Source organism: Microbacterium sp. NPDC064942 (assembly GCF_049545525.1).
GTDB lineage: Bacteria > Actinomycetota > Actinomycetes > Actinomycetales > Microbacteriaceae > Microbacterium > Microbacterium gawkjiense.
The window spans coordinates 526,981-552,992 of sequence record NZ_JBMWDR010000001.1 but is presented as its reverse complement, the minus strand read 5'-3'; the positions used below and the strand labels follow the sequence as shown (position 1 = coordinate 552,992).

The following is a 26,012-nucleotide window of genomic DNA, read 5'->3' as shown; positions in this document are numbered from 1 at the left end:
ATCAGGAGGCGCCGTCGAACATGCTGGTCACCGAGCCGTCCTCGAAGACCTCCTTGATCGCCCGCGCGAGGAGCGGGGCGATGGGGAGGATCGTGAGCCCGGGGAAGCGCTTCTCGGGAGGCAGCGGCACCGTGTCGGTGACGACGACCTCGTCGATGGACGCGTCCTGCAGCCGCTCGGCGGCCGGGTCACTGAAAATCGCGTGCGTGGCGGCGACGATCACGCGCTCGGCCCCGCTGGCCTTCAGCGCCTGGGCGGCCTTCACGATCGTGCCGCCGGTGTCGATCATGTCGTCGACGAGGAGGCACACGCGCCCCTCAACCTGGCCGACGATCTCGTTGACGGTCACCTGGTTCGCCACGTTCGGGTCGCGCCGCTTGTGGATGATCGCGAGCGGGGCGCCAAGGCTGTCCGACCAGGTGTCGGCAACGCGGACGCGGCCGGTATCGGGGGACACGACCGTGAGCTTCGCGCGGTCCTCGGGCGACAGGGTGTTCTCGAAGTGCTCGAGCAGGACCGGCTTGGCGAACAGGTGGTCGACGGGGCCGTCGAAGAAGCCCTGGATCTGCGCCGCGTGCAGGTCGACGCTCATCACGCGGTCTGCGCCGGCGGTCTTGAACAGGTCGGCGACGAGGCGGGCGCTGATCGGCTCGCGGCCGCGGCCCTTCTTGTCCTGCCGCGAGTACGGGAAGTACGGCGCGACCACGGTGATCCGCTTCGCGGATGCGCGCTTGGCGGCATCCAGCATGATGAGGGTCTCCATGAGCCACTCGTTCACCGGCGGGCCGAACGACTGCACGAGGAAGAAGTCGCATCCGCGGATCGAGACCTCGAAGCGGGTCAGGATCTCGCCGGAGGCGAAGGTGCGGTGCTCGGTGGGGACGAGCTGCGTGCCGAGCGCCCCGGCCACCTCGGCAGAGAGATCCTCGTGCGAACGACCCGACGCGACGACGAGACGCTTCTTGGTCTTCGCGACCAGGCCGGGCGCGATGCCGCGCTCGGCGTCCAGGTCAACCGTCTGCTGCTTCTTGCGACCCATCGTCCGCCTTCTGTGCGGACCGGGCCCGGGCGGCGGCTTCCGCAGCTCCGGTTCCCGGTCGGTTGGTCTCGACCCAGCCCTCGATGTTGCGCTGGGGGGTGACGTTCAGGGCGAGAGCGCCGGCGGGCACATCCTTGCGGATCACCGCTCCGGCACCTGTCTTGGCGCCATCTCCGATCCTAACTGGCGCGACGAAGACGTTGTGCGAGCCGGAGTGCACCTCGTCGCCGATCTCGGTGCGGTGCTTGGTGATGTCGTCGTAGTTCGCGGTGATCGCGCCGGCACCGAGGTTCACGTTCCGGCCGATCGTGGTGTCGCCGATGTACGAGAGGTGAGGCACCTTGCTGCCCGCGCCGATCGTCGAGTTCTTCGTCTCGACGAACGTGCCGATCTTGCCGCGCTCCCCCAGCTCGGTGCCGGGCCGGACGTAGGCGAAGGGTCCCACGGTCGCGTCTGCGCCGATGACGGCGAGGGTCGCGTCGGTGCGGGTGACGGTCGCGCCGCGCCCGACCTCGCAGTCGACGAGGCTCGTGTCGGGGCCGACGGTCGCGCCCTCGGCGATGCTCGTCGCGCGCAGGATGTGGGTGTTGGGGAGGACGGTCACGTCGGGCGCGAGGGTCGCCGTGACGTCGATCCACGTCGTGGCGGGATCGAGGACGGTGACCCCCGCGAGCTGCCAGCGACGGACGGTCCGCGCGTTCAGCAGTCGGCCCACCTCGGACAGCTGCACGCGGTCGTTGACGCCGTACGTGACGGTCGGGTCCTTCGCGACGGATGCCGCGACCCGCCGCCCCGCGCGGCGCAGCAGCGCGACGGTGTCGGTGAGGTACTTCTCGTTCTGCGCGTTCACCGTCCCCACCTGCGGCAGGTGCTCGCGGAGCGCGGCGGCGGCGAAGACGTACATCCCCGCGTTGACCTCGCTGACGGCCGCTTCATCGGGCGAGGCATCCTTCTGCTCGACGATGCGCGCCACGCTGCCGTCGCTCTCGCGGATGATGCGGCCGTACCCGGTGGGGTCGTCGACGACGGCGGTCATGAGGGTCGCGTCGGCCTGCGCGGTGCGGTGCTCGGACACGAAGGCGCCGAGGGTGTCGGCGTCGGCGAGGGGGCAGTCTCCGCTCAGCACCAGGACGTCGCCCTCGAAGCCGACGAGGGCGTCGAGGGCGATCTCGACGGCGCGGCCGGTGCCGGGGATCTCGTCCTGGTCGACCACGACGACCTCGGGAGCGACACCGAGGACGGCCGCCGCGACCTGGTCGCGCTCGTGACGGACGACCACGACGACGTGCGCCGGGGCGAGGTCGCGCGCGGTGTCGAGCACGTGCCCGACGAGCGGACGGCCGCTGATGCGGTGCAGCACCTTCGGGAGTGAGGACTTCATCCGCGTCCCCTGCCCGGCGGCGAGGATGACGACGGCGAGGCGGGGGTCGAGCGCGTTCTCGGTCATGCTCCGCCGCCAGGACTCGAACCTAGACCTCACAGCTCCAAAGGCTGTCGTGCTGCCATTACACCACGGCGGACCGCGGCGCTCCGGGGTCCGGTGGCCGCCCGACAAGTCTGCCATGCGCGCGCGGGCGGCCGCCTCGGACACGGGCGCCGCAGGCGCTCTGCGATGATGGGGGGATGGCTCCCGAACACGACGAGGTCGACCGGATCGTGAGCGCCTGGATCGCGCAGCGACCCGATCTGGACTTCTCGCCGCTCGAGGTGCTCTCGCGGGTAGATCGGTTGTCGCGACACCTCGACCGCGCGCGTCGCGAGGCCTTCCAGCGCAGCGACCTGGAACCGTGGGAGTGGGACGTGCTCTCGGCCCTCCGCCGCGCGGGCGAGCCGTACACCCTCAGCCCCAAGCAGCTGCTGCAGCAGACGCTCGTCTCGAGCGGCACGATGACCAACCGCATCGACCGGCTCGTCGACCGTCGCCTCGTCGTGCGCGCGGCCGACCCCGGCGACGGCCGCGGTGTCTTAGTGACCCTCACCGAGGAAGGGCGGAATCGGGTGGATGCCGCGATCACCCGCCTCGTCGACGCCGAGGCCGAGCTCCTCGGCCAGCTCTCGCGCGCCGACCGGGACCGGCTCGCCGCGCTCCTGCGCAAGCTGAGCCTCGGATTCGACGTCTGATCCGCGATGGCGATGCGCGCGCCCCTTCCCGTCCGTGACGGGGTCGGTCCCACGCGTCTGCGCGTGCCGCGGACCGGGCCCTGGGCGACCATCGCGGACTACGTGACGGGCCGGTTCGCGCACATCGACCCCGAGATCCTCCTCAGCCGCTTCGACAGGGGCGACGTGGTCGCCTTCGACGGCACGCGGCTCACGCGGGAGACCCCGCTCGGGACCGAGGACTTCATCTGGTACTACCGGGAGCCGCCCGACGAGCCCGACATCCCGTACGAGGTGACGGTGCGCCACCTCGACGACGATCTGCTCGTCGTGGACAAGCCGCACTTCCTCCCGACGACGCCCGGCGGCGGCTTCCTGCGCAATTCGGCGCTCGTCCGACTGCGACAGCAGTTCGACAACCCGGATCTCACGCCCATCCACCGCCTCGACCGTGCCACCGCCGGTCTCGTCATGTTCTCCGTGCGCCCCGCGACCCGCGGCGCCTACCAGACCCTGTTCGCCGACCGGGCCGTCGACAAGGTCTACGAGGCCGTCACCGCCGTCCCCGCCAGCGGAATGCCGGAGCTCCCCCTCGTCATCCGTTCGCACCTCACGAGCTCCCGCGGGAGCCTGCGGGCGATCGTGCACGAGGACCGTGAGCCGAACGCCGAGACGCGCGTCGAGGCGATTCGGGTCATCGCCGACCGGGCGCACCTGCGGCTGCATCCCCGGACCGGGCGCATGCATCAGCTCCGGTCGCACCTCGCCGGGATCGGTCTCGGCATCCTCGGCGACCGGTTCTACCCCGACCTGCTCGCCGAGGCGCCCGACGACCCCGACCGCCCGCTGCAGCTGCTGGCACGCGAACTGCGCTTCGTCGACCCACTGTCGGGCCGTCCGCGCGAGTTCACGACCGGGCTCCGCCTGCGCGAGGCGCCGCCCGCCTGATCAGCCGAGCTGCTCGCTCAGCTCGAACCAGCGCTCCTCGGCCTCGGCGACCTCGGCCTCCATCGCGGTGATGCGCTGCATCTTCTCGCCGAGCCCGACGTAGTCGGCCTGGTCGTGATCGGCCAGAGCCGTGCGCGCCGACGCGATCTGATCGCTCAGTTTCGCGATGCGGCGCTCGAGGCTCGTGGCCTCCTTCTCGGCCATGCGTCGCTCGGCTCCGCTGAGAGCGGATGCCGGTGGTGCCGCGGCATCCGCCTGTCGTCCCGCGGTGGGCGCCGCGCCCGTCGCCTGCGGCTGAGCGGCCCGCAGGCGCAGGTACTCGTCGATCCCGCCGGGCAGGTGCCGGAGCGTGCCACCCATGACGGCGTACTGCTGATCGGTGACGCGCTCCGTGAAGTAGCGGTCGTGCGAGACGACGATGAGGGTGCCGGCCCACGAGTCGAGGAGGTCTTCGATGGCGGCGAGCATGTCGGTGTCGAGGTCGTTCGTCGGCTCGTCGAGGATGAGGACGTTCGGCTGGTCGAGGAGAATCAGGAGGAGCTGGAGTCGGCGCTTCTGACCACCCGACAGGTCTTTGACCGGCGTGGAGAGCTGAGCCGACGAGAAGCCCATGCGCTCGAGCAGCTGACCCGGCGTGAGCTCCTGCGCCTTCGACCCGGCCCCGAACGTGTACGTCGTCCGCAGGCGAGAGACGACGACGCGGACGGGCTCGTCGAGGTGCGGGTCGAGCTCGTCCATCCGCTGCGTGAGGGTGGCGACCTTGACCGTCTTGCCGTGCGTGACGCGTCCGGCGGTCGGCTGGACGGCACCGGAGACGAGGCCCAGGAGCGTCGACTTGCCGGCCCCGTTGACGCCCAGGATGCCGGTGCGCTCCCCCGGCGCGATGCGCCACTCGACGTCGCGCAGGATCTCGCGGCCGTCGTAGCTGACCCCCGCGTCGAGCAGGTCCACGACGTCCTTGCCGAGCCGTGCGACGGCCAGCGATTGCAGCGAGACACGATCGCGGATCTCGGGGACGTCGGCGATGAGCTCGTTGGCGGCGTCGATGCGGAACTTCGGTTTGCTCGTGCGCGCGGGGGCACCCCGGCGCAGCCAGGCGAGCTCCTTGCGGGCGAGGTTCTGCCGGCGCGCCTCGATCGAGGCGGCCTGCCGGTCGCGCTCGACGCGCTGCAGGATGTAGGCCGCGTAGCCGCCGTCGAAGGGCTCGACGATGCGGTCGTGCACCTCCCACGTCTTCGTGCAGACCTCGTCGAGGAACCACCGGTCGTGGGTGACGACCATGAGCGCCCCCGAGGCCGCCGACCACCGTCGCTTCAGGTGCTCGGCGAGCCAGGCGATGCCCTCGACGTCGAGATGGTTCGTGGGTTCGTCGAGCGCCAGGACGTCCCAGTCACCGGTGAGCAACTGCGCGAGGGCGACACGACGGCGCTGACCGCCCGAGAGCGTGCCGATGGCGGCATCCCAGTCGAGGTCCGAGAGGAGACCCGCGATGACGTCGCGCACGCGCGGGTCGCCGGCCCACTCGTGCTCGGGTCCGTCGCCGACCACCGCACGACCCACGGTGAGGTCGTCGGGCAGCACGTCGGTCTGCTCGAGCACACCGATCGTCACCCCGCCGCGCACCGTCACGCGGCCGGAGTCCGGCTCGCGCCGCCCCGCCAGCATCGCCATGAGACTCGATTTGCCGTCGCCGTTGCGGCCGACGATGCCGATGCGGTCGCCCTCGTCGACACCGAGCGAGACGCCGTCGAAGACGACCTTGGTCGGGTACTCCAGGTGCAGGGCCTCGGCCCCGAGAAGATGTGCCATCGCCTCCAGGCTACGCGGCGCGCGGTGGGTGCTTGCTCAGTACCAGAAGCTCAGTCGCGGCGTGGTGGTCGAGGCGAACACGCGGGCGAGGCGGTGCGGATCGTCGGTCTCGATGCGTCCCGCGCGCGCGAGCGTCACGGGCGAGACGCCGCCGAGCAGGATCGCCGACAGCTCTGCGACCCCCAGCGTCGCCCGCGGGATGCCGAGGGGCGCCTCGTCGACCACGTCGACGCCCGGCTCCGCCCCCGCCGACAGGACGAACGTGCCGTCGGCGATTCCGAGCGGATCGGTGACCTCGAGCGCCACCACGTCGTCGACGTCGTACCCGCGGGCCGCGAGCACCGTCGGGACGTCGAGGATGCGCAGGTAGTGGTGGTCCGCGATCGTGATGCGGGCGGCGCGCTGGTCGGCGATCATCCACCAGAGCGGCTCGTCGAGCGAGAGCTCGCTCGCCCGGACGGTGCCGATGAGATCGAGCGAGAGGAGGAAGCGCCAGAGCCCGGCGTAGGCGGCATCGGTCACCGCCAGGAGCTGGTGCACCGTGGCGTTCGAGGCGGACCAGTCGTCGTCGTTCTCGCTGACCGAGTACAGCGCGACACCCTCGACCTCGCCCTCCGGCGAGCGGTACTGCACGGCGCGGAGTCGCTCCGCCTTCTCGGCGTCGGGCCGCGTGCCGTACGTGCGGTCCCAGTGCCCGCCCGGCATCGCGATCTCGCCGGGCGAGGCGAACCGCGTGCGCTCGTGCAGCGCGGCGGCGGCATCCCTCGCCTGCTCGCGCGTGACGTAGTCGAACCGGCCCGGTGCGACGGGACCGATCCACCCGGCGCGGCGCGTCCGGATCTCCCACGAGGTCGCCGCCGCGGCGGGGGCGAACCCGAACCGGCCGTAGATGCCGGACTCGCTCACCGTCAGGCCCGCGATCGGCGCGCCCTGCGCCACGGCGGTGCGCAGCTCCCCCGCCATGACCCGCGAGAGCAGACGCCGGCGGCGGTGCGTGGGCGCGACGGTGACGGCGCTGATCGCGCACATCGGGATGGCGGCACCGCCTGGCAGGGTGAGCTCGGCGATCCACGACGCGAACGTCGTGACCGGCTCGTCGGGCTGGACGGCGCCGGGGTCGTACACACCGATCTTGCGACGGTAGCGGCTGCGCGCGAACGCCTCGCCGCGCTGCAGGTCGTTGCGTTCGCCGTCGAGGAAGCCGCGGGCCACGGCATCCGTCCACCTGTCCGACGCGGCACGGTCGTCGTCGCCGACGCGGTCGATGCGGAGGCCGTCGGCCTCGATCGCCGCGCGGAGGGTCTCGTCGAGCGGAGCGGAGTGGAAGGCGTCGCCGAGGGAGGTCATGCGTCCCAGGCTACGGGGAGCCGCCGACGCGCGTCAGAGGATCCGCGTGCCGGCGACGGGTCCCGTGACCGCGTGGGAGGTGTGCCCCTGCTCGGCCAGACGGGCCGCGATCCCGTCCGCGTGCGCCTCGTCGGCCGCGAGGAACGCGACCGTCGGGCCCGATCCCGACACGAGTCCGCCCAGGGCCCCGGCGGCCAGGCCCGCGTCGAGCACGTCGGCGAGAGCCGGACGCAGGTGGACGGCGGCCCACTGGAGGTCGTTGCGGATCGCGGCGGCCAGGGCCGCGGCATCCCCCGACCGCAGGGCGCGCAGCACCGCGGGATCGACCTCCGGCATGAGGCGTCCCGGGCGGATGTCAGCCGTCTCACGCAGCCGGTCGAGGGTGCCGTAGACCTCGGGTGTCGAGAGCCCGTCGCCGTCGGTGACGAGCACCCATGCGAAGCGGCCGCGGCCGAGCGCCGGGGCGAGCTCGTCGCCGCGCCCGGTGCCGACGGCGGTGCCGCCCAGCAGCGCGAAAGGCACGTCCGCGCCGAGTCGCGCGCCGAGCGCGTGGAGCTCAGCGGTCGACAGGCCGGCGTCGATCAGCTCGTTGACGGCGACGAGGGCGGCGGCGGCATCCGCCGACCCTCCGCCCATGCCGCCCGCCACCGGGACGCCCTTGTGGATCTGCAGACGGATGCCGCCCTCCCAGCCGACCGCCTCGGTCACGGCGCGCGCCGCGCGGAGCGCGAGGTTGCGCTCGTCGAGCGGGACACCCGACACGTCGACGTCGCCGGTCACGGTGAGGTGGAAGCCCTCGTCATGCGAGGCCCAGAGGTCCTCGAACAGCGACACCGCCTGGTAGACCGATGCGACCTCGTGGTAGCCGTCGTCACCGACGGCCCCCACGTCGAAGAAGAGGTTGAGCTTGCCCGGCGCGCGCACGTGCACGCGCCGGGCCGGGTCGATGCTCAGGCTCACGCGTTCGCCGAGTCGGCCCACAGGTCGACGTCGATCGCACCCGAGAGCGCGTCGATACGAGCGAGCTCGTCGTCGTCGAACGGGGCGCCCTCGGTCGCGGCGAGGTTCTGATCCAGCTGCTCGGGCCGCGAGGCTCCGATGAGCGCCGACGTCACGACATCGTCGCGGAGGATCCACTGGATCGCCATCTGTGCGAGCGTCTGGCCGCGCTGCTGAGCGATGTCGTTGAGCCCGCGCAGGGTGTCGAGCGCCTTCTGGTTGAGCTGCCCGTCGGGCAGCGAGAATCGGCTCTGCGCCCGGTCGGCCGTGCCGTCGCCGAGGTACTTGTCGGTCAGCAGGCCCTGCGCGAGCGGCGTGAACGCGATCGCGCCCATACCGGCGGCGCGCAGCGAGTCGGTCAGACCGTCCTCGACCCAACGGTTCAGGATCGAGTAGGAGGGCTGGTGGATGACCAGCGGCGTCCCGAGGTCCTTCGCGACGGCCACCGCCTCCTCGGTGCGCTCGGCGCTGTACGACGAGATCCCGACGTAGAGCGCCTTGCCCTGCCGGACGAGGGTGTCGAGGGCACCGATCGTCTCCTCGAGGGGAGTCACCGGGTCGGCGCGGTGCGAGTAGAAGATGTCGACGTAGTCGACGCCCATCCGCTTCAGCGACTGCTCGGCGCTCGCGATGAGGTACTTCCGCGAGCCGTTGTTGCCGTAGGGGCCCGGCCACATGTCGTATCCCGCCTTCGACGAGATGAGGATCTCGTCACGGTAGGGCGCGAAGTCCTCGCGCATCATGCGCCCGAAATTCGTCTCGGCGGACCCGAACGGCGGGCCGTAGTTGTTCGCCAGGTCGAAGTGGGTGACGCCCCGATCGAAGGCGTGGCGAAGCAGAGTACGCTGGTTGTCGAAGGGGATGTTGTCCCCGAAGTTCCACCACAGTCCCAGCGAGATCGCCGGCAGATACAGGCCGCTCGAGCCGACCTGGCGGAACGCCCCCGCATCGTAGCGGGAGGATGCCGCCTGATAGGGGCGGTGGGTGTCGCCGTTGCGCGACGAAGGGAAGCGGTCCGCGTAGTCGGTCATCCCCCCAGGCTATCGACGATGGGCACCCGAAACGTCGGTGAAACGACGGAGACTTAGTCTTGCCCGACCGGAGACGCACACAAAGGGAGAACATATGGCGCGACTGACTGCACTGCCGACCGAGGGTGGTTCCTGGACCGCTCTCCTCGAGCGCGAGGACATCGTCCTCATCGGAGGCATGCTGCACCTGCGCCATGACGACACCACCCCCGAGCAGGCCCGCATCGACGACCTGCTGCTGATCGCCGACACGCTGGCGGATGCCGGCATCCCGCACCTCCTCATCCGTCACTCGGGCTCCGTGCCGGGCCTCGTCGTCGACCTCGCCCACCGGGCTCGCGCCCTCGCCGCGCTCTCGGACCGTGCCGTCACCGAGCCGCTCTACGCGAAGGCGAAGGGCGGCACGCCGGTGCCGTTCGGCGAGCTCCGACTGCGCGCCTCGGGTCCCGCCTCGGTGCGGGTGTTCCGACCGCGCGTCGCCGGCGAGTTGCGCTACGGCGCCGGCTACGGCGTGCGCGTCGAGTTCTGGCGCTTCGGCGAGGAGCTCGTCGAAGCGCCCCACGCGAACGACCTCACGCGTCGCGTGTTCGCCGCCGAGGACGTCGAACCGGCCACGGTGGAGCGCTACGGGCGCACGTGGCAGACCCTGGACGGGATGTTCGACCCGCACCCGGGCGATGTCACGCATGAGATCGACATGGTGTTCTCCTGGGTCGACGGGTCGTCGTCGGAGTTCCAGCGTCAGCGCGCCGCGCAGCTCTCGGAGTACGTCGTCGGCGACGGCGACGACGGTCCCGCCCGCTACCGCCACGTCGACGAGCTGCGTTACGCACTGCGGAGCGTCCACATGTACGCGCCGTGGGTGCGTCGCATCTTCATCGCGACCGACTCCCCCGCCCCGGCGTGGCTGCTCGACCACCCCAAGGTGACGATCGTCCGCAGCGAGGAGTTCTTCGAGGACCCCGCCGTGCTCCCGACGCACAACTCGCACGCCGTCGAGGCGCAGCTGCATCGCATCGAGGGCCTGTCGGAGCACTTCCTCTACTCCAACGACGACATGTTCTTCGGGCGGCCGCTCTCCCCGGAGCTCTTCTTCTCCCCCGCCGGCGTCTCGTCGTTCGTCGAGTGCGACGTCCGCATCGGCACGGGCCCGCGCCGCGTCGCCCGCAGCGGGCACGACAACGCGCTGCGCCTGAACCGCGAACTGCTGCAGGAGCGCTTCGGCCGCACGATCGTCCGCGACCTCGAGCACTGCGCAGCGCCCCTGCGCCGCTCTGTGATGTTCGAGCTCGAGCGGGAGTTCCCCGAGGAGATCCGGCGGACGGCGGCATCCCGCTTCCGTTCCGCGACCGACGTCTCGGTGACCAACTGCCTGTACCACTACTACGCGCAGTTCACCGGCCGGGCGATCGCCTCGACGGCACCGCGGGTGCGGTACTTCCAAACCACGCAGGCGGCGTCGCTGCGGCGCATGGAGAAGCTCGCCGAGCGCGGCGACGTCGACATGTTCTGCCTCAACGACGGCGGCGACCACGAGGTGCCCGAGCCCGTCCGGGTGCGGGCCGTGACGGGGCTTCTCGAGCGCCTCTTCCCGATCCGTGCGCCGTGGGAGGACCCGGCCGTCAGTGCAGCGCCGGCACGCCCGGTCGAGCTGCACGCGTGACCGACCCGCTGACACCGGCTTCCCGCAGACGACGCTGAGCCTCGTCCGGGTCGATGTACTCGAGCGGCGCGGAGGCGTCGATCGGGACCACCGAGTGGACGACGGTGTCGTCGTAGACGTGCACCATGTTGTACGCCTGGGCGCCGTCCTGCGGCCGCGTGCCGCCGACCGGGACCGTGAGGTCCTGCGCGTAGCACGTCGATGAGGCGACCGAGACGGGGATGCCGGCGAAGGTCGCAAACGTCGAGTAGTGCAGGTGGCCGGCGATGATCGCGCGCACGTCCGTGCCGCGCACGACCTCGGCGAGCCGGCGCTGGTCGCGCAGCTCGACGCTCGCCGCGAGCGGCAGCACGCTCGGGACGGGCGGGTGGTGCATCGCCAGGACGGTGCCGAGCGGCGCCGGGGTGGCGAGGACGTTCCGCAGCCAGCGCAGCTGGGCGGCGGAGAGCTCGCCGTGGTGGTGGCCGGGCACGCTCGTGTCGAGCGTCACGATGCGGAGGCCGTCGAGCTCGTCGACGCGGTCGTAGGGCGCCGTCGGGTCGGTGGGGGTGTCGTCGAGCAGTCGGGAACGGAACGCGCCCCGGTCGTCGTGGTTGCCCATGACCCAGAGCAGGCGGGCGCCCAAGCGCTCGGCGAAGGGCTCGACGAGGGCGCGGATCGCGTCGTACGCGGCGGCCTCGCCGAGGTCGACGAGGTCGCCGGTGAAGACGACGGCGTCGGGGGCGATGCCGCTGGACTCGATGGCCCGGAGGGCGGCGGTGAGCGAGGCCTCGCCGTCGACGCTGTCGAAAAGGCGGGGGCCGGGACCGCGCAGGTGCGTGTCACTGAGGTGGAGCAGGATCCGTTCGGCGGCCGGATGCTCGGCGCGGCGCATGGTCACTTCTTCCGTCGGTGCGGAGGCTCGGGTACCCCCGCCTTGCTCCGAAATGTTACCGGCATGTTTCGGGAACGCGCGGTGAACGACGCGCGAAGACCTCGCGACCGGATGCCGCCGGCTCAGGCGCGGGCGATGCGGACGAAGTCCTCGATCGTGAGTTCCTCGCCGCGCGCGGTGGGTGCCACGCCGGCGCGCTCGAGCACGTCGCTGGCCGCCGCGGAGGAACCGCCGAGGACGCCGGAGAGGGCCTGGCGGAGCATCTTGCGACGCTGCTGGAACGCGGCGTCGACGATGGCGAAGGTGCGGAGTCGCTCCTCCTCGGTGCCGCGGGCATCGGAGTCGCGCTCGAATCCGACGAGGACGCTGTCGACGTTGGGGACGGGCCAGAACACCTGACGCGAGACGGTGCCGGCGAGACGCCAGGTGCCGTACCAGGCGGCCTTGACGCTCGGGGCGCCGTAGACCTTCGAGCCCGACGGCGCCGCGAGGCGTTCGCCGACCTCGGCCTGCACCATGACGACGCCGCGCTGAATGGTCGGGAAGTGCTCCATGAAGTGCAGGAGCACGGGAACGCTCACGTTGTACGGCAGGTTCGCGACCAGGACGTCGGGGTCGCCGGGGAGCTCGCTCACGCGCAGGGCGTCCTCGGCGACGACGGTGAGCGCACCGTCGGGCACGCCGTGCGCCGCCGCGGTGGCGGGCAGACGCTCGGCGAGGCGGTGGTCGATCTCGACGGCGGTCACCGGCGCGCCGGTCTCGAGGATCGCGAGGGTCAGCGACCCGAGGCCCGGCCCGACCTCGACGACGCGGTCGGCGGAGGTGACCCGCGCGGCGGTGACGATCTTGCGCACCGTGTTCGCATCGACGACGAAGTTCTGCCCGAGCTTCTTCGTCGGGGTGACGTCGAGGTCGGCGGCGAGGGCGCGGATCTCGGCGGCTCCGAGGAGGGTGACGGGCATGGGTTCCAGCCTACCGGCGCCCCGTCCCGCCCCTCAGCCGGCCGCGGCCCGAGCGGCGGCCGGCAGCGCCTCGACGATCCGGCCGATCGCGGCGTCGTCGTGCGCGGCCGTGACGAACCACGCCTCGAACGCCGACGGCGGCAGCGAGACACCGCCCTCGAGCATCGCGTGGAAGAAGCGACCGTAGGCGTCGGCATCCTGCGACGTCGCCGTCGCGTAGTCGGGCACGCCGTTCACGACGGACTCGCCGAAGAAGATGCTGAAGAGGGTGCCCGCCCACTGCACGACGTGGGGCACCCCGGCATCCGTCAGAGCAGCGGATGCCGCGTCCGCGACGGTGTGCGCGACGGCGTCGAGCGTGCGGTACACGGCGTCGTCGGCGTGCGAGAGGGTCGCGAGTCCCGCGGCGACGGCGACCGGGTTCCCCGACAGCGTGCCGGCCTGGTAGACGGGACCGGTCGGCGCGAGGAGGTCCATGATGTCGGCCCGCCCGGCGACGGCGGCGACGGGGAGCCCGCCGCCGATGACCTTGCCGAACGCGATGAGGTCGGGGACGACGTGCTCCCCCGCCGCATCCAGTACACCGGCGTAGCCCGAGCGCGATGACCGGAACCCGGTGAGCACCTCGTCGCTAATGAGGAGCGCACCGTTCCGGTGGGCGATCTCGGAGAGGAACGCCGTGAACCCGGATGCCGGGGGCACGACGCCCATGTTGGCGCCGGCGGCCTCGGTGATGATCGCGGCGATCCGGCCCTCGTGGGCGCGGAACACCTCCTCGACGGCGGCGCGGTCGTTGTAGCCGATGACGAGGGTCTGCGCCGCGATCGGAGCGGGAACACCCGCCGACCCTGGCAGCGCGAGGGTCGCGAGTCCGGATCCCGCCTGCGCGAGCAGGCCGTCGGAGTGCCCGTGGTAGTGGCCGGCGAACTTGATCAGCAGGTCGCGGCCGGTCGCGGCTCGTGCGAGACGGATCGCCGTCATGGTCGCCTCGGTGCCGGTCGAGACGAGGCGGATCCGCTCGGCGGCGGGGACGCGCGAGCGGATCTCCTCGGCGAGCTCTGTCTCGGCGGCCGTCGGCGCTCCGAACGAGAGCCCGCGCCGGGCGGCCTGCACCACCGCGTCGATCACGGCGGGGTGCGAGTGACCCAGGAGGGCGGGCCCCCAGCTGGCGACGAGGTCGACGTAGTCGCGGCCGTCGGCATCCGTCACGTAGGCGCCCTGCGCCGACACCATGAACCGCGGCGTCCCGCCGACCGACCCGTAGGCGCGGACCGGTGAGTCGACACCGCCGGGGATCACTCCGCGCGCGCGGTCGAACAGCTCCTGGTTGCGGCTCATGCGAGTTCCTTCCCGGCGCGCAGCCAGTGCGCGACCTCGACGGCCCAGTAGGTGAGGATGACGTCGGCGCCGGCGCGGCGGATGCCGACGAGGCTCTCACCGATGGCGCGCTCGCGGTCGATGAGACCGGCAGCGGACGCGTGCTCGATCATCGCGTACTCCCCCGACACCTGGTACGCCCAGACCGGGACGTTCGAGCGGTCGGAGACCCGGGCGAGCACGTCGAGGTACGGCATGGCGGGCTTGACCATGACGACGTCGGCACCCTCGGCGATGTCGACGAGCGCCTCCTCGACACCTTCGCGCGCGTTCGCGGGGTCCATCTGGTAGGTCCGGCGGTCGCCCTGGAGGGTCGACTCGACGGCGTCGCGGAAGGGACCGTAGAACGCCGAGGCGTACTTCGCGGAGTAGGCGAGGATCGCGACGTGCGCGAAGCCCGCGGCATCCAATCCCGCGCGGACCGCGGCGACCTGGCCGTCCATCATCCCCGACAGTCCCAGCACGTCGGCGCCGGCGCGGGCCTGCGCGACACCCATCTCGGCGTAGACCTCGAGGGTCGCGTCGTTGTCGACCGAGCCGTCCGCGGCCAGCAACCCGCAGTGCCCGTGATCGGTGAACTCGTCGAGGCAGAGGTCGGCCTGCACCGTGAGGCGTCCGGCGGCCGCGCGCGCGGCGACCGCGATCGCGCGGTTGAGGATCCCGTCCTGATCGGTGGCGCCGCTGCCGACCGCGTCGCGGACGGCGGGGACACCGAAGAGCATGATCCCGCCGAGGCCTGCGGCCGCCGCCTCGTCGACGACGTCGGCGATCGCGTCGAGCGGATGCTGCGACACCCCCGGCATGCTCGCGATCGGCTGCGCCTCGGTGATGCCCTCCTTGACGAAGACCGGCAGCACGAGCTGCGAGGGCACGAGGTGGTGCTCGGCGGCGATACGGCGCAGCGCCGGCGTGCCGCGCAGACGGCGCAGGCGACGGGTGGGGAACGAGGTCATGAGGACTCCTTGACGGGGAGGTGGGCATCGAGCTCGGCGATCAGCGCGTCGATGCTCTGGGTCTGTGCGGTGTGCCCGACCGTGAATCCGAGGACCGCCGCGTCGCGCGACGTCCCCGGTCCGATCGAGGCGACGAGGGTGGATGCCGGGAGCCGCCCGACCTGGCGGCGCAGCTCCCTGCCGACGCTCAGCGAGGTGAGCAGCACGACGTCGATGCCGCCGGAGCGGAGCGCGTCCGCGACCTGCGGTTCGAGGTCGACGCCGACGGTCCGGTAGGCGATGCAGACGTCGACGGCGAAGCCGCGCACCTCGAGCTCGTCGCTGACGACGGCCTGAGCGAGGTCGCTGCGCACGACGAGCGAACGCCCGGTCGCGGCGGGATCCCGGTCGGCGCACCACTGGGCGGCGAGGGCCGCGGCCGAGGACGCCCCGGCGGGGACGAAGTCCACCTCCCACCCGGCCTCGGTCAGGGCGCGCGCGGTGGCCCTGCCGACGGCGGCGATCCGGGTGGTGTCGGGGATCCGCACCCCGTGCTGCCGCAGCTGCTCGACGCTCGCCGCGCTGGTGACGAACAGCCAGGCGTACGCCCCGGCCGACAGCGCGGCGAAGGCGCGGTCGCGTGCGGCGGTGTCGCGTGGGGCGGCGGAGGAGATGAGCGGTGCGACGACGGCGTCCGCGCCACGGGCGTGCAGGTCGGCCGCGACGCGGTCACCCCAGGCCCCGCCCCGGGGGACGAGGACCCGGGTACCGCGGAGTCCTCCCGCGGTCATCGGGAGGTCCCCGCGAGGTCGGCGAGGTCGGCGGCACCGCCCTCGAGGAGCTCGGCGACGACGTCCGCCGCGGCCGCGTCGACGTCGACGTGCGGATCGAGGCGGCGCGAGGCGGCGACCGACCGCGAACCGTCCTCGGCGTAGACGTGCGCGACGAGCGTCACGACGTCGCCGTGATGCTCCGCGTCGATCGCGACGGGGGCGGCGCACCCCGCCTCGAGGCGGCGCAGAACGGCGCGCTCGAGGTGGGCGGCCAGGGCGGTGTCGGCGTGCTCGATGCGGCCGACGGCGTCCGCCACGACGGTGTCGCCGTCGCGGATCTCGACGGCGAGCGCCCCCTGGGCGGCCGAGGTCGGCCAGTCGAGCACCTCGGTGATGGCGCTGTCGCGGCCGATGCGACGGAGCCCCGCCTCGGCGAGGACGATCGCGTCGTACTGCCCGTCGGCGACCTTGCGGAGCCGGCTGTCGACGTTGCCGCGGATGCCCTCGACCACGAGGTCGGGGCGGCGCGCCCGCACCTGGGCGACACGACGCGGCGACCCGGTGCCGACGCGCGCGCCGGCCGGGAGCTCATCGAGGGCGAGGCCGTCGCGCGAGTGGAGGATGTCGCGCTGGGATGCCCGCACGGGGACGGCGCCCACGACGATGCCGGGGTACGGCGTGGTCGGCAGGTCCTTCATCGAGTGCACGAGGAAGTCGCACTCGTCCCGCAGGAGCGCGTCCCGCAGCGCCGTCGCGAACACGCCGGTGCCGCCCATCTGGGCGAGCGGCCCGGTGAGGACGTCGCCCTCACTGGTGATGGGCACGAGTTCGACGTCCCGCCCGGATGCCGCGGCCACCGCATCCGCCACATGCTGCGACTGGGTCGTCGCCAGCAGGCTCGCGCGGGTGCCGAGGCGCAGGGGGGCGCTCACGGTGCCACACCCGACAGCGCGGGCTGGAAGCCGAGTCGCTTGTTCTCGCAGCATCCCGGACGGCACACGTCGTACCAGGGACCGAGGTCGGTGACGGCGGGGCGCTCCGCGGCGGGGGTGCCCTTCAGGCGCTCCTCGACGAGGTCGACGAGACCCGCGACGTAGTCGGGGTGGGTGCTGGGGGTCGCGGTGCGGACCGCGACGAGTCCGAGCTCTTCCGCCGTCTCCATCGCCTCGGTGTCGAGGTCCCACATGACCTCCATGTGGTCGCTCACGAACCCGAGCGGCACGATGAGCACGGCCTTGCGGCCACGGCCCGGCAGCTCCTGCATCGCGTCGTTGATGTCGGGCTCGAGCCACGGCACCTGCGGCGGACCGGACCGGCTCTGGAAGACGAGCTGCCACGCGCCCGGGAACCCGAGCCGCGAGATGATCTCCTCGCCGACCGCGAGGTGCTGCGCGACGTACGCGCCGCCGGGGCCGAAGCCGCGCTCGGGCGGGCCGGAGCGGTCGGCGTCGGAGGTGGGGATGGAGTGCGTCGAGAACAGGATCTCCACCTCGTTCTCGAGGTCGGTGATCCCGCGCTCGGCGAGTTCGGCGATGCCCGCACGGATGCCGTCGACGAAGGGCGCGACGAACCCGGGATGATCGAAGAACTGGCGCACCTTGTCGATCTGGATGTCGGTCTGGTGTCCGGTGGCCTCGACGGCGTCCGCGAGGTCCTCGCGGTACTGCCGGCACGACGAGTACGAGCTGTACGCGCTCGTCGCGATCGCCAGGAGCTTCCGCCGGCCGTCCGCGACGGCCGCGTCGATCGCGTCGGTGACGTACGGCATCCAGTTGCGGTTGCCCCAGTAGACCGGCAGGTCGAGTCCCCGTGCGGAGAGCTCGGCGTCGAGGGCGGCCTTCAGCTCGCGGTTGTGCTCGTTGATGGGCGACACCCCGCCGAAGTGGCGGTAGTGGTGCGCGACCTCCTCGAGGCGTTCGTCGGGGATGCCGCGACCCGCCGTGACGTTCCGCAGGAACGGGATCACGTCGTCCTGGCCTTCGGGACCGCCGAAACCGAGGAGGAGGATGCCGTCGTAGGCGACGGGGACGGTGGCGTGGGGCTCACCGGCGCACGTGCCCTCGGTCGCGTTCGGGATGACGCAGCCGTCGGCGACGACCACTCCCGATGCGCGGGGCGGCTTGGGACGGAACTCCGCGCCCGGGGACCCGATGTTCTGCGCGCTCATGAGAGCACCTCCGCCAGTTCGTCGATCTCCACGCGCCGCCCGGTGTAGAACGGCACCTCCTCGCGTACGTGACGCCGTGCGTCGGTCGCCCGCAGCTCGCGCATCATGTCGACGAGGCTGATCGGGTCGTCGCTCTCGAGCGGCAGCAGCCATTCGTAGTCGCTCAGGCCGAACGTCGACACGGTGTTCGCCACGACGTCGCGGAAGGCGGCGCCCTTGCGGCCGTGCTCGGCGAGCATGCGCGAGCGCTCGTCCTCGGGCAGCAGGTACCACTCGTAGCTGCGGACGAACGGGTACACGCAGAGCCAGCCGCGGGGGTGCTCGCCGCGCAGGTAGCCGGGGACGTGCCGCTTGTTGAACTCCGCCTCGCGGTGCACGCCCATCGCGCTCCACACGTTCGTGAAGGCCGCGAGCACGGGGGTGCGGCGGAGCTCGCGGAGGGCTTTCTGGACGGCGGCCGGGTCCTCGCCGTGCAGCCACACCATGAGGTCGGCCTCGGCCCGCATCCCGGTGACGTCGTAGAACCCGCGGAGGGTCACCTCGGCGGCGGGCAACGCGTCGACGACCGCTCGCAGCGTGTCGATGTCCGCCGTGGAGGCGGCGGCGCGCGGACGGGGGCCGGCGAGGATCGCGAAGAGCGTGTAGCCGAGGCCGGGGGCTGACACATCGTCAGCGGACATGACGTACTCCTTCGGAGGGGGTGGGGTGGGACAGCAGTTCCGCCGCGAGGGCGCGAGCGTGAGGGATGACCGAGGCGAGGCCGGTGCCGGCGGCGACCGCCCCGATCAGACGGATGCCGCGCGAATCGGCGGCGGTGCGGACGGCGGCCTGCACCTCCGGCGTCACGACCGCATCCGACCAGGAGACCGGCACGACCTCCCGCACGTCAGCGGGGTTGACAGCGACGCCCGTGAGGGTGCGGACGGCCGCCGCGACCTCGGCGGGGGTGTCGAGCCCGCCGGCGCCGGCATCCCGAGCGGACAGCCGGACGACGTGGACGCCCGCGGGTACGGCGGCCGCGGCCCACTCCCACTTCGCGTCGACGTGGGTGAGGGCCTTCGCGGCCGAGGGCACGTCGGGCGCGGCGATGACACCGGACCCGACCGGGTGACGATCGAGCGCAGCCGCCGCGACGGCGGCGACGACCAGGCGGACGGGAGCGGCCTCGGGCGCCGTGACGCCGAGCAGGCCCGCGGCGGACACGGGGCCGGTCGCGAGGACCACCTCGCCCGCCGTCAGCGTCTCGCCGTCGAGGACGACCTCGGCGCCCTCCGACGTCGGCCGGATCCCGTGGACGGGCGCACCGGTGCGGATGACGGCGCCCGCGCGGAGGGCCGCGATCTCGAGCTCGGCGGCGAGGCGCCAGAGGCCGCCTTCGACGCCGCGCACAGCGGAGCCCGTCCGGGCCTGCGGCGCGAGGGTGTCGACGGCGGCGGTCAGCGACCCGAGCTCGCGGAATCGCTGCCAGAGGGCCGGGTTCAGCGCCGAGAGGGTGACCGCTCCCGCGCTCTGCGAGTAGACGCTCGCGCAGAGGGGTTCGACCAGACGGGCGGTGACGGCCGGTCCGAACCGGGCCGTCGCGAGCTCGGCCAGCGTCGGCTCGGTCCCCTCGAACATCCGCGGGTCGAGCGGGTGGTCGCGCTCCTGCGCCGCACGACGGGCACCGGCGCGACCGAGGACGCGGGTGACATCTGCCGCCGTGGCGTCCGCCGGCATCCCGATCACCGCCCGTCGGGGCAACGGTGCGCGTCCGACGCGCCCCATCCCCCGGCGGAACGCGACGTGCGCCCCGGCGGGCCGGGGCGGGGCGAACTGCACGGCCAGTCGGGCGTCGGCCGCAAGGTCGGCGACGCCGGTCGTGCGGGTCGCGAAGGACTCCGCGCCGAGGTCGAGCTCGACTCCCGCGACGACCCCGCGGCGCAGCATCCCGCCGACGGCGTCGCCGGCTTCGAGCACGACGACGTCGCGGCCGGCGCGGGCGAGCTCCCACGCCGTGGTCAGCGCGGCGACACCGCCGCCGACGATGACGACGTCGTGACGGCGGGGGGCTTCGGTCACGGCGCCCGCCAGTCGTGGACCGTCCGGACCACCGCCGAGATGGCGGCGGGGTCGGCCTCCATCGGCACGCCGTGCCCGAGGTTGAACACGTGTGCGCGCGCGGCGAGACCGGCCTCGAGCACGCGGTGCACACCCGCCGTCCGCACCGGCTCGGGCGCGAACAGCAGTGCGGGGTCGAGGTTGCCCTGGATCGTCAGGTCGCGGCCGATGCGGCGCCGCGCCTCGTCGAGCGGGACCCGGTAGTCGACGCCGAGCGCATCGATGTCGGGGGTCGCCATGTCGGCGAGGATCTCGCCCGTACCGACCCCGAAGTGCACGAGCGGCAGCCGGTCGACGCCCTCGGGCAGCGGCAGCGCCCGGGCGTGCGAGAGCGCGGCGACGGATGCCGGGAGCACCGACGCGCGGTAGTCGTCGGGGTTCAGCCCGCCCGCCCACGAGTCGAACAACTGCCCCGCGCTCGCGCCCGCCTCGATCTGGAGGGCGAGGAAGCGGCCGGTGACCTCGGCGAGCCACATCGTCAGGTCGTGCCACGCGGCCGGGTCCTCGTGGATGAGGCGTCGGGCGGCGAGGTGGTCCTTCGACGGGCCGCCCTCGACGAGGTAGGCCGCCAGGGTGAACGGCGCGCCGGCGAACCCGATGAGCGGCAGCGGCTCGCCGCGCTCCTCGGACAGGTCGGCGAGCATCGCGGTCGTGCGGCCCACGGCATCGGCGATGACCTCCCCGCGCTCGGTGACGAGGGCGGGGTCGATCGCGACGGTGCGCGCGATGTCGGCGGGCGTCCGCAGCGGCTGGGAGAAGACCGGACCGCGACCGGCGACGATCTCGACGTCGACGCCGATGAGGGCGAGCGGCACGATGATGTCGCTGAAGAAGATCGCCGCGTCCACGCCGTGACGGCGCACCGGCTGCATCGTGATCTCGCTCGCGAGCGCCGGGTCGAGGCACGCGTCGATCATCGATCCCTGCGACCGGAGCGCGCGGTACTCGGGGAGGGATCGCCCCGCCTGCCGCATGAACCAGACGGGGGTCGTCTGCGGACGATCGCCCAGCAGCGCCCGGACGAGACGGGACTCGCGGGTGCGCGCGGCGATGAGGGGGTGGCTGAGGCCGGGAATGATGGACTCCTCGAATCGGTTAATCGATATACTAATCCTGATCCAAGGGGGTTCTCCGCACCGTGCTCGTCTGCCTGACCGCGCATCAGCGCTCCACGCCGTTCGATTCCCTCGAGCGGCTCTCGACGGTCGGAGACGACCTCGCCGAGCGCCTGTCCGCGGTCCACGAGTCGGTCCGCGGGGCGGTCGTGCTCGCGACCTGCAACCGGTTCGAGGCGTACTTCGACCTCGCCGAGGAACCCGACCTCGCCTCGCCCGTCCCCGCGATGGATGCCGCGATGGAGGCGATCGCCGGCGCCGCCGACATGGACTACCGGTCCCTCCGCGAGAACGTCGACTTCGCCCACGGCAACCAGGTCGCCCACCACCTCTTCACGGTCGCGTCGGGACTCGACTCCGTCGCCGTCGGCGAGGACGAGATCGCCGGGCAGGTGCGACGCGCCCTCGAGGCCGCGCGCGGCCGCGGCCTGACGACCGCGCCGCTCGAGCACCTCTTCCAGCGCGCCACCGAGACCTCCCGCGCCGTCAAGAACACGACGCGGCTCGGTGAGTCCGGGCGTTCGCTCGTCCGTCTCGCTGTCGACCTCGTGAGCCCCCGCGTCGACTGGGCGACCGCCCGCGTCCTCCTCGTGGGCACGGGACGCTACGCCGCGGCGGCCCTCGCCGCCCTGCGAGCGGTCGGGGCCACCGACATCCGCGTGCACTCGCGGTCGGGGCGCCAGAAGTTCGCCAATCGCGAGCACCTCGTCCACGTCGGCGTCGACGATTACGCCGCCGAGGCCGCAGCCGCCGACATCGTCGTCACCTGCACGGCGACGACCGACACCTTCGCCCTCGACGCCTTCTCTCACGCGACCGCCCGCGCCGGGAGCACCCGCGCGCAGGTGATCATCGACCTGGGCCTGCCCCGCAACGTCGACCCCGAGGTGGCGCTGCTGCCCAGCGTCGAACTCCTCGACCTCGAGACCATCCGACTGCACGCCCCCGTCGACGAGGCCGAGACCGTCGGCCAGGCGCGCGAGATCGTCCAGGCCGCCGCCAAGCGGCACGCCGCCGCCCGGCGCGTGCACGAGGTGTCCCCCTCGGTCGTCGACCTCCGCCGGTTCGTGCACGGCGTGCTGGACGAGGAACTCACCCGCGCACGACGGCGCGGCGACTCGGCCGAGGTCGAGACGGCGCTCCGCCACTTCTCGGGCGTGCTGCTGCACCAGCTCATCGCACGCGGCCACACGCTCGCCTCCTCGGGCGCCGGTCCCGAGTGGGCCGAGGCGGTCCGCACCGTGCTGCCCGGGTCGCGCGAGGGCGCCTCACCGGACGAGGGCGAGCAGCCGTGAGCGCGAGCGTCACGCTGAAGGACATCGCGCGCGCCGCAGGCGTGTCGACGGCGGCCATCAGCCAGGCGCTCAACGATCGCGGCAGCATGCGACCCGAGACGCGGGAACGCATCAAGGCCATCGCCGCCGAACTCGGTTACGTCCCCAACCGCCACGCCGCGGCGCTGCGCAGCGGCCGGACGATGACGGTCGGGTTCGTCATGGGCGACGACCCCGACGACGACCGGCGCGGCGAGCTCCAGCGCGCGCGCAAGCTGACCTCGCTCGTCCGGGCCTCCGCGGCCCACGGTTTCACCGTGACCGTCCTCCCCGACTCGACCCCCGACCTCATCGCCGGCACGACGCTCGACGCGCTCTATGTGCCCGATGCGCGCGGCAACCGGGAACTCCTGCTCGCGGCCATCGCACGCGGCATCCCGATCGTCGCGGACGACCAGTTCGTCGACGGATCGCGCGGACTCAGCATCCGCACGGGGTACGACGCGGCCGTCCGGGCGGGACTCGACGACCTCGAACGCGCCGGCGCCCGCCGCATCGCCTTCCTCACCGAGGACGGCGGCGCCCCCCGCGACGAGATCGGACGCGCCGCGTACGAGATCTGGAGTTCGGTCCGCGGCCGCGAGCCGCTGGTGCGCGCCGTCGACGCCTCGCGGCGCACGCTGCCGCGCCTCATCACCGACGTCCTCGCCGACGGTGCGGACGCGATCTTCGCCGGAGCCGAGGACGGGCCCGACGTCTACCTGCAGCTCGAGGAGATGCGCCTCGTCATCCCCCGCGACGTCCAACTCGTCGCGCTCTGCACCACCGACTGCGCCGTCAACCGCCGCCTCGGCGTGACGCACGTCTGCATCCGTCCCGACCTCGCCGCCCAGGCGATGTTCGACACGCTCCCCGGCGCTCTGCTCGACGACGGCCCCCGGGTGGTCGATCTGCCGTGGGAACTCGTGCCGGGATCGACGACCCGTCCGCCGATGGCCGTCGCGCTGCCTCAGTCGGTGAAGGCGCCGTAGACCTCGAGCGTGTTCTGCGCGAGCTGTGCGCACAGTTCCTCGAGGGGCATACCGAGCTCGGCGGCCAGGAACCGCACCGTCACCGGCACGAGGTACGGGGCGTTGGGGCGACCGCGGTGCGGTGTCGGGGTGAGGAAGGGCGCATCCGTCTCGACGAGGATCCGCTCGCGCGGGGTCACGGCGAGGGCGTCCCGCAGGTTCTGCGCGTTCTTGAACGTGACGTTCCCGGCGAAGCTCAGCCAGTAGCCGCGGTCGGCGCAGTACCGGGCCATGTCGGCATCGCCCGAGAAGCAGTGGAAGACGGTGCGCTCCGGCGCGCCGACCCGCTCGAGGGTCTCGAGGACGGCCTCGTGCGCGTCGCGATCGTGGATCTGCATCGCGATCCCGTGCCGCTTCGCGATGTCGATGTGCGCCTCGAAGCTCGCGACCTGGGCGGGGATCCCGTCCTCGTCGGTCCGGAAGAAGTCCAGACCCGTCTCGCCGACCGCCCGCACGCGCGGCTGCGCGGCGAGCTCGTCGATGACGGCGATCGCCTCGTCCAGCCGCCCGGCGGCCGCGTACGCCGGCGCCTCGTTCGGGTGGATCGCGACGGCGGCCAGCACCGCGGGGTGGGATGCCGCGGCCCACGCCGACCAGCGCGAGGACTCGATGTCGCCCCCCGCCTGCACGACGCCCACGACGCCGACCTCCGCAGCGCGGGCGAGCTGCTCGTCCAGGCCGCGCGGCTCGTCGCCGTCCTCGATCTCGAGGTGCGCGTGGTTGTCGTAGACGGCGACCGGGAGGGGCTCCGGCGCATCCGGCCATCGAACGTCGCGCGCGGACTGCTCGCGCTGGCGGACGTAGGTGCTCGGGTCGTCCGTCATGCGCTCTGCTCGACGCGCGGGAACAGCGGCGCGAGCGAGCCGACGCGGGTACCCGCCGGCAGCTGCCCCCACGTGCCCGCCTCGCGCAGCGGCTGCGCCGTCAGCTCGCCCGGAGCGCCGAGCGCGCCCCAGAGGGTCGCCGTCGACTGCGGCATGACCGGCGAGAGCAGCACGGCGAGCGCGCGCAGTCCCTCGGCGGCCGTGTAGAGCACCGTCGAGAGCCGCTCCCGGTTCGCGTCGTCCTTCGCGAGCGCCCAGGGCTCGTTCTCGGTGATGTAGCCGTTGAGCTCGTCGACGATCGTCCAGATGGCCGAGATCGCCTCGTCGGGGCGGAACGCGGTCATCGCGGCATCGGCGGCGGTCGCGGCATCCGCCACCGTCCGCTGCACCCGGAGGTCCAGCTCGGTCGGCTCACCCGGAGTGGGCACGACACCGTCGAAGTAGCGCCCGATCATCGCGATCGTGCGCGAGGCGAGGTTGCCGAAACCGTTGGCGAGCTCGGCCTGGTAGCGCGCCGACAGGTCCTCCCACGAGAACGAGCCGTCCTGTCCGAACGCGATCGCGGAGAGGAAGTAGAACCGGTAGGCATCGGAACCGAAGACATCGGTGATCTCGGTCGGCGCGATGCCGGTGAGCTTCGACTTCGACATCTTCTCGCCGCCGACGAGAAGCCAGCCGTGGGCGAAGATCCCCTTCGGCACCTCGAGACCGGCGGCCATCAGCATGGCGGGCCAGATGACGGCGTGGAAACGGAGGATGTCCTTGCCGACCACGTGGTAGGCCGGCCACCGCCGCTCGAATTCCGTCGGGTCGTCGCCGTAGCCGACGGCCGTCGCGTAGTTCAAGAGCGCGTCGACCCATACGTAGATGACGTGCGACTCGTCCCACGGCACCCGGATGCCCCAGTCGAACGCGGACCGCGAGATGGAGAGGTCCTTCAGCCCCGACCGCACGAACGAGACGACCTCGTTGCGGGCGGAATCGGGACGCACGAAGTCGGGCTGGCTCCGGTACAGCTCGAGCAGCCGGTCCTGGAACTCGCTGAGCTTGAAGAAGTAGTTCTTCTCCTGCAGCAGCTCCAACGGCTTCGAGTGGATGGCGCACACCTTGAGGCCCTCGAAGGGACCCGTGCCGTCGACGATCTCGGCCTCGGGCTTGAACTCCTCGCAGCCGACGCAGTACAGCGCCTCGTACTCCCCCGCGTAGATGTAGCCGCGGTCGTACAGGGCCTGCACGAACTGCTGGACCCGCTCCTCGTGGCGCGGCTGCGTCGTGCGGATGAAGTCGTCGTTGGCGACGTCGAGGGTCCGCAGCAGCGGGAACCAGCTCTCGGTGACGAGCTTGTCCACCCACTCCTGCGGCGTCACGCCGTTGGCCGCGGCGGCGCGGAGCATCTTCTGACCGTGCTCGTCGGTGCCGGTGAGCATCCAGGTGTCGTCTCCCGCCTGGCGGTGCCAGCGCGCGAGCGCGTCGACGGCGACCGTCGTGTACCCGTGGCCGATGTGCGGCAGATCGCTCGGGTAGTAGATCGGCGTCGTGATGTAGAAGGACTGACCGGTGCTCACTCGACGATTCTAGGCGGCACCCCCGGGGCGCTCCTGCTCTGTGACG

At 72.4% G+C, this 26,012-nt stretch carries 23 protein-coding genes and 1 tRNA gene; 5 read left to right on the top strand and 19 right to left on the bottom strand.

The genetic code is table 11. The features are described 5' to 3' along the window. Nucleotide 1: 1 nt before the first annotated feature. The 3 genes from ACPEH2_RS02645 to ACPEH2_RS02635 form a co-directional block, all read right to left on the bottom strand. On the bottom strand, nucleotides 2–1,039 hold the full coding sequence (locus ACPEH2_RS02645; protein ID WP_359917259.1) for a ribose-phosphate diphosphokinase: 1,038 nt from the start codon (nucleotides 1,037–1,039) through the stop codon (nucleotides 2–4). Continuing rightward, on the bottom strand, nucleotides 1,011–2,486 hold the full coding sequence (gene glmU, locus ACPEH2_RS02640) for a bifunctional UDP-N-acetylglucosamine diphosphorylase/glucosamine-1-phosphate N-acetyltransferase GlmU (RefSeq protein WP_359917256.1): 1,476 nt from the start codon (nucleotides 2,484–2,486) through the stop codon (nucleotides 1,011–1,013). Before glmU ends, ACPEH2_RS02645 begins: the two co-directional genes overlap by 29 nt. A 1-nt stretch (nucleotide 2,487) precedes the next feature. Beyond that, nucleotides 2,488–2,559: transfer RNA gene (locus ACPEH2_RS02635), tRNA-Gln, on the bottom strand. A 103-nt stretch (nucleotides 2,560–2,662) separates the two neighbouring features. Between ACPEH2_RS02635 and ACPEH2_RS02630 the strand changes: the two genes are divergently transcribed. Next, nucleotides 2,663–3,160 carry a MarR family winged helix-turn-helix transcriptional regulator gene (locus tag ACPEH2_RS02630; protein WP_064001725.1) on the top strand — a complete coding sequence of 166 codons (498 nt, stop codon included), beginning with the start codon at nucleotides 2,663–2,665 and terminating at the stop codon, nucleotides 3,158–3,160. Nucleotides 3,161–3,172: 12 nt separating this feature from the next. After that, nucleotides 3,173–4,087: a pseudouridine synthase gene (locus ACPEH2_RS02625; protein WP_359917849.1), complete on the top strand. Its 915-nt coding sequence runs from the start codon at nucleotides 3,173–3,175 to the stop codon at nucleotides 4,085–4,087. On the opposite strand, the gene ACPEH2_RS02620 is transcribed toward ACPEH2_RS02625, so the two are convergent. The 4 genes from ACPEH2_RS02620 to mgrA are packed head-to-tail and all read right to left on the bottom strand — an operon-like array spanning nucleotide 4,088 to nucleotide 9,273. Next, nucleotides 4,088–5,896 carry an ABC-F family ATP-binding cassette domain-containing protein gene (locus ACPEH2_RS02620; protein WP_359917254.1) on the bottom strand — a complete coding sequence of 603 codons (1,809 nt, stop codon included), beginning with the start codon at nucleotides 5,894–5,896 and terminating at the stop codon, nucleotides 4,088–4,090. 36 nt (nucleotides 5,897–5,932) lie between these two features. Continuing rightward, nucleotides 5,933–7,243 carry a GNAT family N-acetyltransferase gene (locus tag ACPEH2_RS02615; RefSeq protein WP_359917251.1) on the bottom strand — a complete coding sequence of 437 codons (1,311 nt, stop codon included), beginning with the start codon at nucleotides 7,241–7,243 and terminating at the stop codon, nucleotides 5,933–5,935. Nucleotides 7,244–7,276: 33 nt separating this feature from the next. Beyond that, on the bottom strand, nucleotides 7,277–8,203 hold the full coding sequence (locus ACPEH2_RS02610) for a 4-(cytidine 5'-diphospho)-2-C-methyl-D-erythritol kinase (protein WP_359917249.1): 927 nt from the start codon (nucleotides 8,201–8,203) through the stop codon (nucleotides 7,277–7,279). Beyond that, nucleotides 8,200–9,273, bottom strand: a complete 1,074-nt coding sequence (gene mgrA / locus ACPEH2_RS02605; protein WP_359917246.1) for an L-glyceraldehyde 3-phosphate reductase — start codon at nucleotides 9,271–9,273, stop codon at nucleotides 8,200–8,202. Before mgrA ends, ACPEH2_RS02610 begins: the two co-directional genes overlap by 4 nt. A gap of 94 nt (nucleotides 9,274–9,367) precedes the next feature. On the opposite strand from mgrA, the gene ACPEH2_RS02600 reads away from it, so the two are divergent. Then, on the top strand, nucleotides 9,368–10,936 hold the full coding sequence (locus ACPEH2_RS02600) for a stealth conserved region 3 domain-containing protein (protein WP_359917243.1): 1,569 nt from the start codon (nucleotides 9,368–9,370) through the stop codon (nucleotides 10,934–10,936). On the opposite strand, the gene ACPEH2_RS02595 is transcribed toward ACPEH2_RS02600, so the two are convergent. From ACPEH2_RS02595 to hemE, 10 genes are all read right to left on the bottom strand, one after another. Continuing rightward, a complete protein-coding gene (locus tag ACPEH2_RS02595) occupies nucleotides 10,896–11,810 on the bottom strand; it encodes a phosphodiesterase (protein ID WP_359917240.1) in 915 nt (304 codons plus the stop codon). The two genes, ACPEH2_RS02600 and ACPEH2_RS02595, sit on opposite strands and share 41 nt — an antisense overlap. Before the next feature lie 122 nt (nucleotides 11,811–11,932). After that, on the bottom strand, nucleotides 11,933–12,772 hold the full coding sequence (gene rsmA / locus ACPEH2_RS02590) for a 16S rRNA (adenine(1518)-N(6)/adenine(1519)-N(6))-dimethyltransferase RsmA (protein WP_359917238.1): 840 nt from the start codon (nucleotides 12,770–12,772) through the stop codon (nucleotides 11,933–11,935). Between the two features lie 33 nt (nucleotides 12,773–12,805). Beyond that, complete coding sequence (gene hemL, locus ACPEH2_RS02585) at nucleotides 12,806–14,110, bottom strand: glutamate-1-semialdehyde 2,1-aminomutase (RefSeq protein ID WP_359917235.1); 1,305 nt, start codon at nucleotides 14,108–14,110, stop codon at nucleotides 12,806–12,808. Continuing rightward, entirely contained in the window at nucleotides 14,107–15,102 is a 996-nt protein-coding gene (gene hemB, locus ACPEH2_RS02580; protein ID WP_423718202.1) for a porphobilinogen synthase, read from the bottom strand. The genes hemL and hemB overlap by 4 nt, the downstream gene beginning before the upstream one ends. Further along, nucleotides 15,099–15,872 (bottom strand): uroporphyrinogen-III synthase, encoded by a 774-nt coding sequence (locus ACPEH2_RS02575; RefSeq protein WP_423718201.1) that lies wholly within the window; start codon nucleotides 15,870–15,872, stop codon nucleotides 15,099–15,101. Before ACPEH2_RS02575 ends, hemB begins: the two co-directional genes overlap by 4 nt. Continuing rightward, the gene (gene hemC, locus ACPEH2_RS02570) at nucleotides 15,869–16,786 is read right to left on the bottom strand and encodes a hydroxymethylbilane synthase (protein ID WP_359917227.1); all 918 of its coding nucleotides are present in this window, start codon (nucleotides 16,784–16,786) and stop codon (nucleotides 15,869–15,871) included. The genes ACPEH2_RS02575 and hemC overlap by 4 nt, the downstream gene beginning before the upstream one ends. Next, nucleotides 16,783–18,021, bottom strand: a complete 1,239-nt coding sequence (locus ACPEH2_RS02565) for a ferrochelatase (RefSeq protein WP_423718200.1) — start codon at nucleotides 18,019–18,021, stop codon at nucleotides 16,783–16,785. The genes hemC and ACPEH2_RS02565 overlap by 4 nt, the downstream gene beginning before the upstream one ends. Then, nucleotides 18,018–18,701 carry a hydrogen peroxide-dependent heme synthase gene (hemQ, locus tag ACPEH2_RS02560; protein WP_423718199.1) on the bottom strand — a complete coding sequence of 228 codons (684 nt, stop codon included), beginning with the start codon at nucleotides 18,699–18,701 and terminating at the stop codon, nucleotides 18,018–18,020. Before hemQ ends, ACPEH2_RS02565 begins: the two co-directional genes overlap by 4 nt. Next, nucleotides 18,691–20,079 carry a protoporphyrinogen/coproporphyrinogen oxidase gene (locus ACPEH2_RS02555; RefSeq protein ID WP_423718198.1) on the bottom strand — a complete coding sequence of 463 codons (1,389 nt, stop codon included), beginning with the start codon at nucleotides 20,077–20,079 and terminating at the stop codon, nucleotides 18,691–18,693. The genes hemQ and ACPEH2_RS02555 overlap by 11 nt, the downstream gene beginning before the upstream one ends. After that, a complete protein-coding gene (gene hemE / locus ACPEH2_RS02550; RefSeq protein WP_423718304.1) occupies nucleotides 20,076–21,197 on the bottom strand; it encodes a uroporphyrinogen decarboxylase in 1,122 nt (373 codons plus the stop codon). Before hemE ends, ACPEH2_RS02555 begins: the two co-directional genes overlap by 4 nt. Before the next feature lie 59 nt (nucleotides 21,198–21,256). Between hemE and ACPEH2_RS02545 the strand changes: the two genes are divergently transcribed. Then, nucleotides 21,257–22,528 (top strand): glutamyl-tRNA reductase, encoded by a 1,272-nt coding sequence (locus ACPEH2_RS02545; RefSeq protein ID WP_363378193.1) that lies wholly within the window; start codon nucleotides 21,257–21,259, stop codon nucleotides 22,526–22,528. Next, on the top strand, nucleotides 22,525–23,538 hold the full coding sequence (locus ACPEH2_RS02540; RefSeq protein WP_423718196.1) for a LacI family DNA-binding transcriptional regulator: 1,014 nt from the start codon (nucleotides 22,525–22,527) through the stop codon (nucleotides 23,536–23,538). Before ACPEH2_RS02545 ends, ACPEH2_RS02540 begins: the two co-directional genes overlap by 4 nt. On the opposite strand, the gene ACPEH2_RS02535 is transcribed toward ACPEH2_RS02540, so the two are convergent. Both ACPEH2_RS02535 and metG read right to left on the bottom strand, forming a co-directional pair. Continuing rightward, a complete protein-coding gene (locus ACPEH2_RS02535; RefSeq protein ID WP_423718195.1) occupies nucleotides 23,517–24,401 on the bottom strand; it encodes a TatD family hydrolase in 885 nt (294 codons plus the stop codon). The two genes, ACPEH2_RS02540 and ACPEH2_RS02535, sit on opposite strands and share 22 nt — an antisense overlap. Then, complete coding sequence (gene metG / locus ACPEH2_RS02530) at nucleotides 24,398–25,966, bottom strand: methionine--tRNA ligase (RefSeq protein ID WP_423718193.1); 1,569 nt, start codon at nucleotides 25,964–25,966, stop codon at nucleotides 24,398–24,400. The genes ACPEH2_RS02535 and metG overlap by 4 nt, the downstream gene beginning before the upstream one ends. Nucleotides 25,967–26,012: the final 46 nt, after the last annotated feature.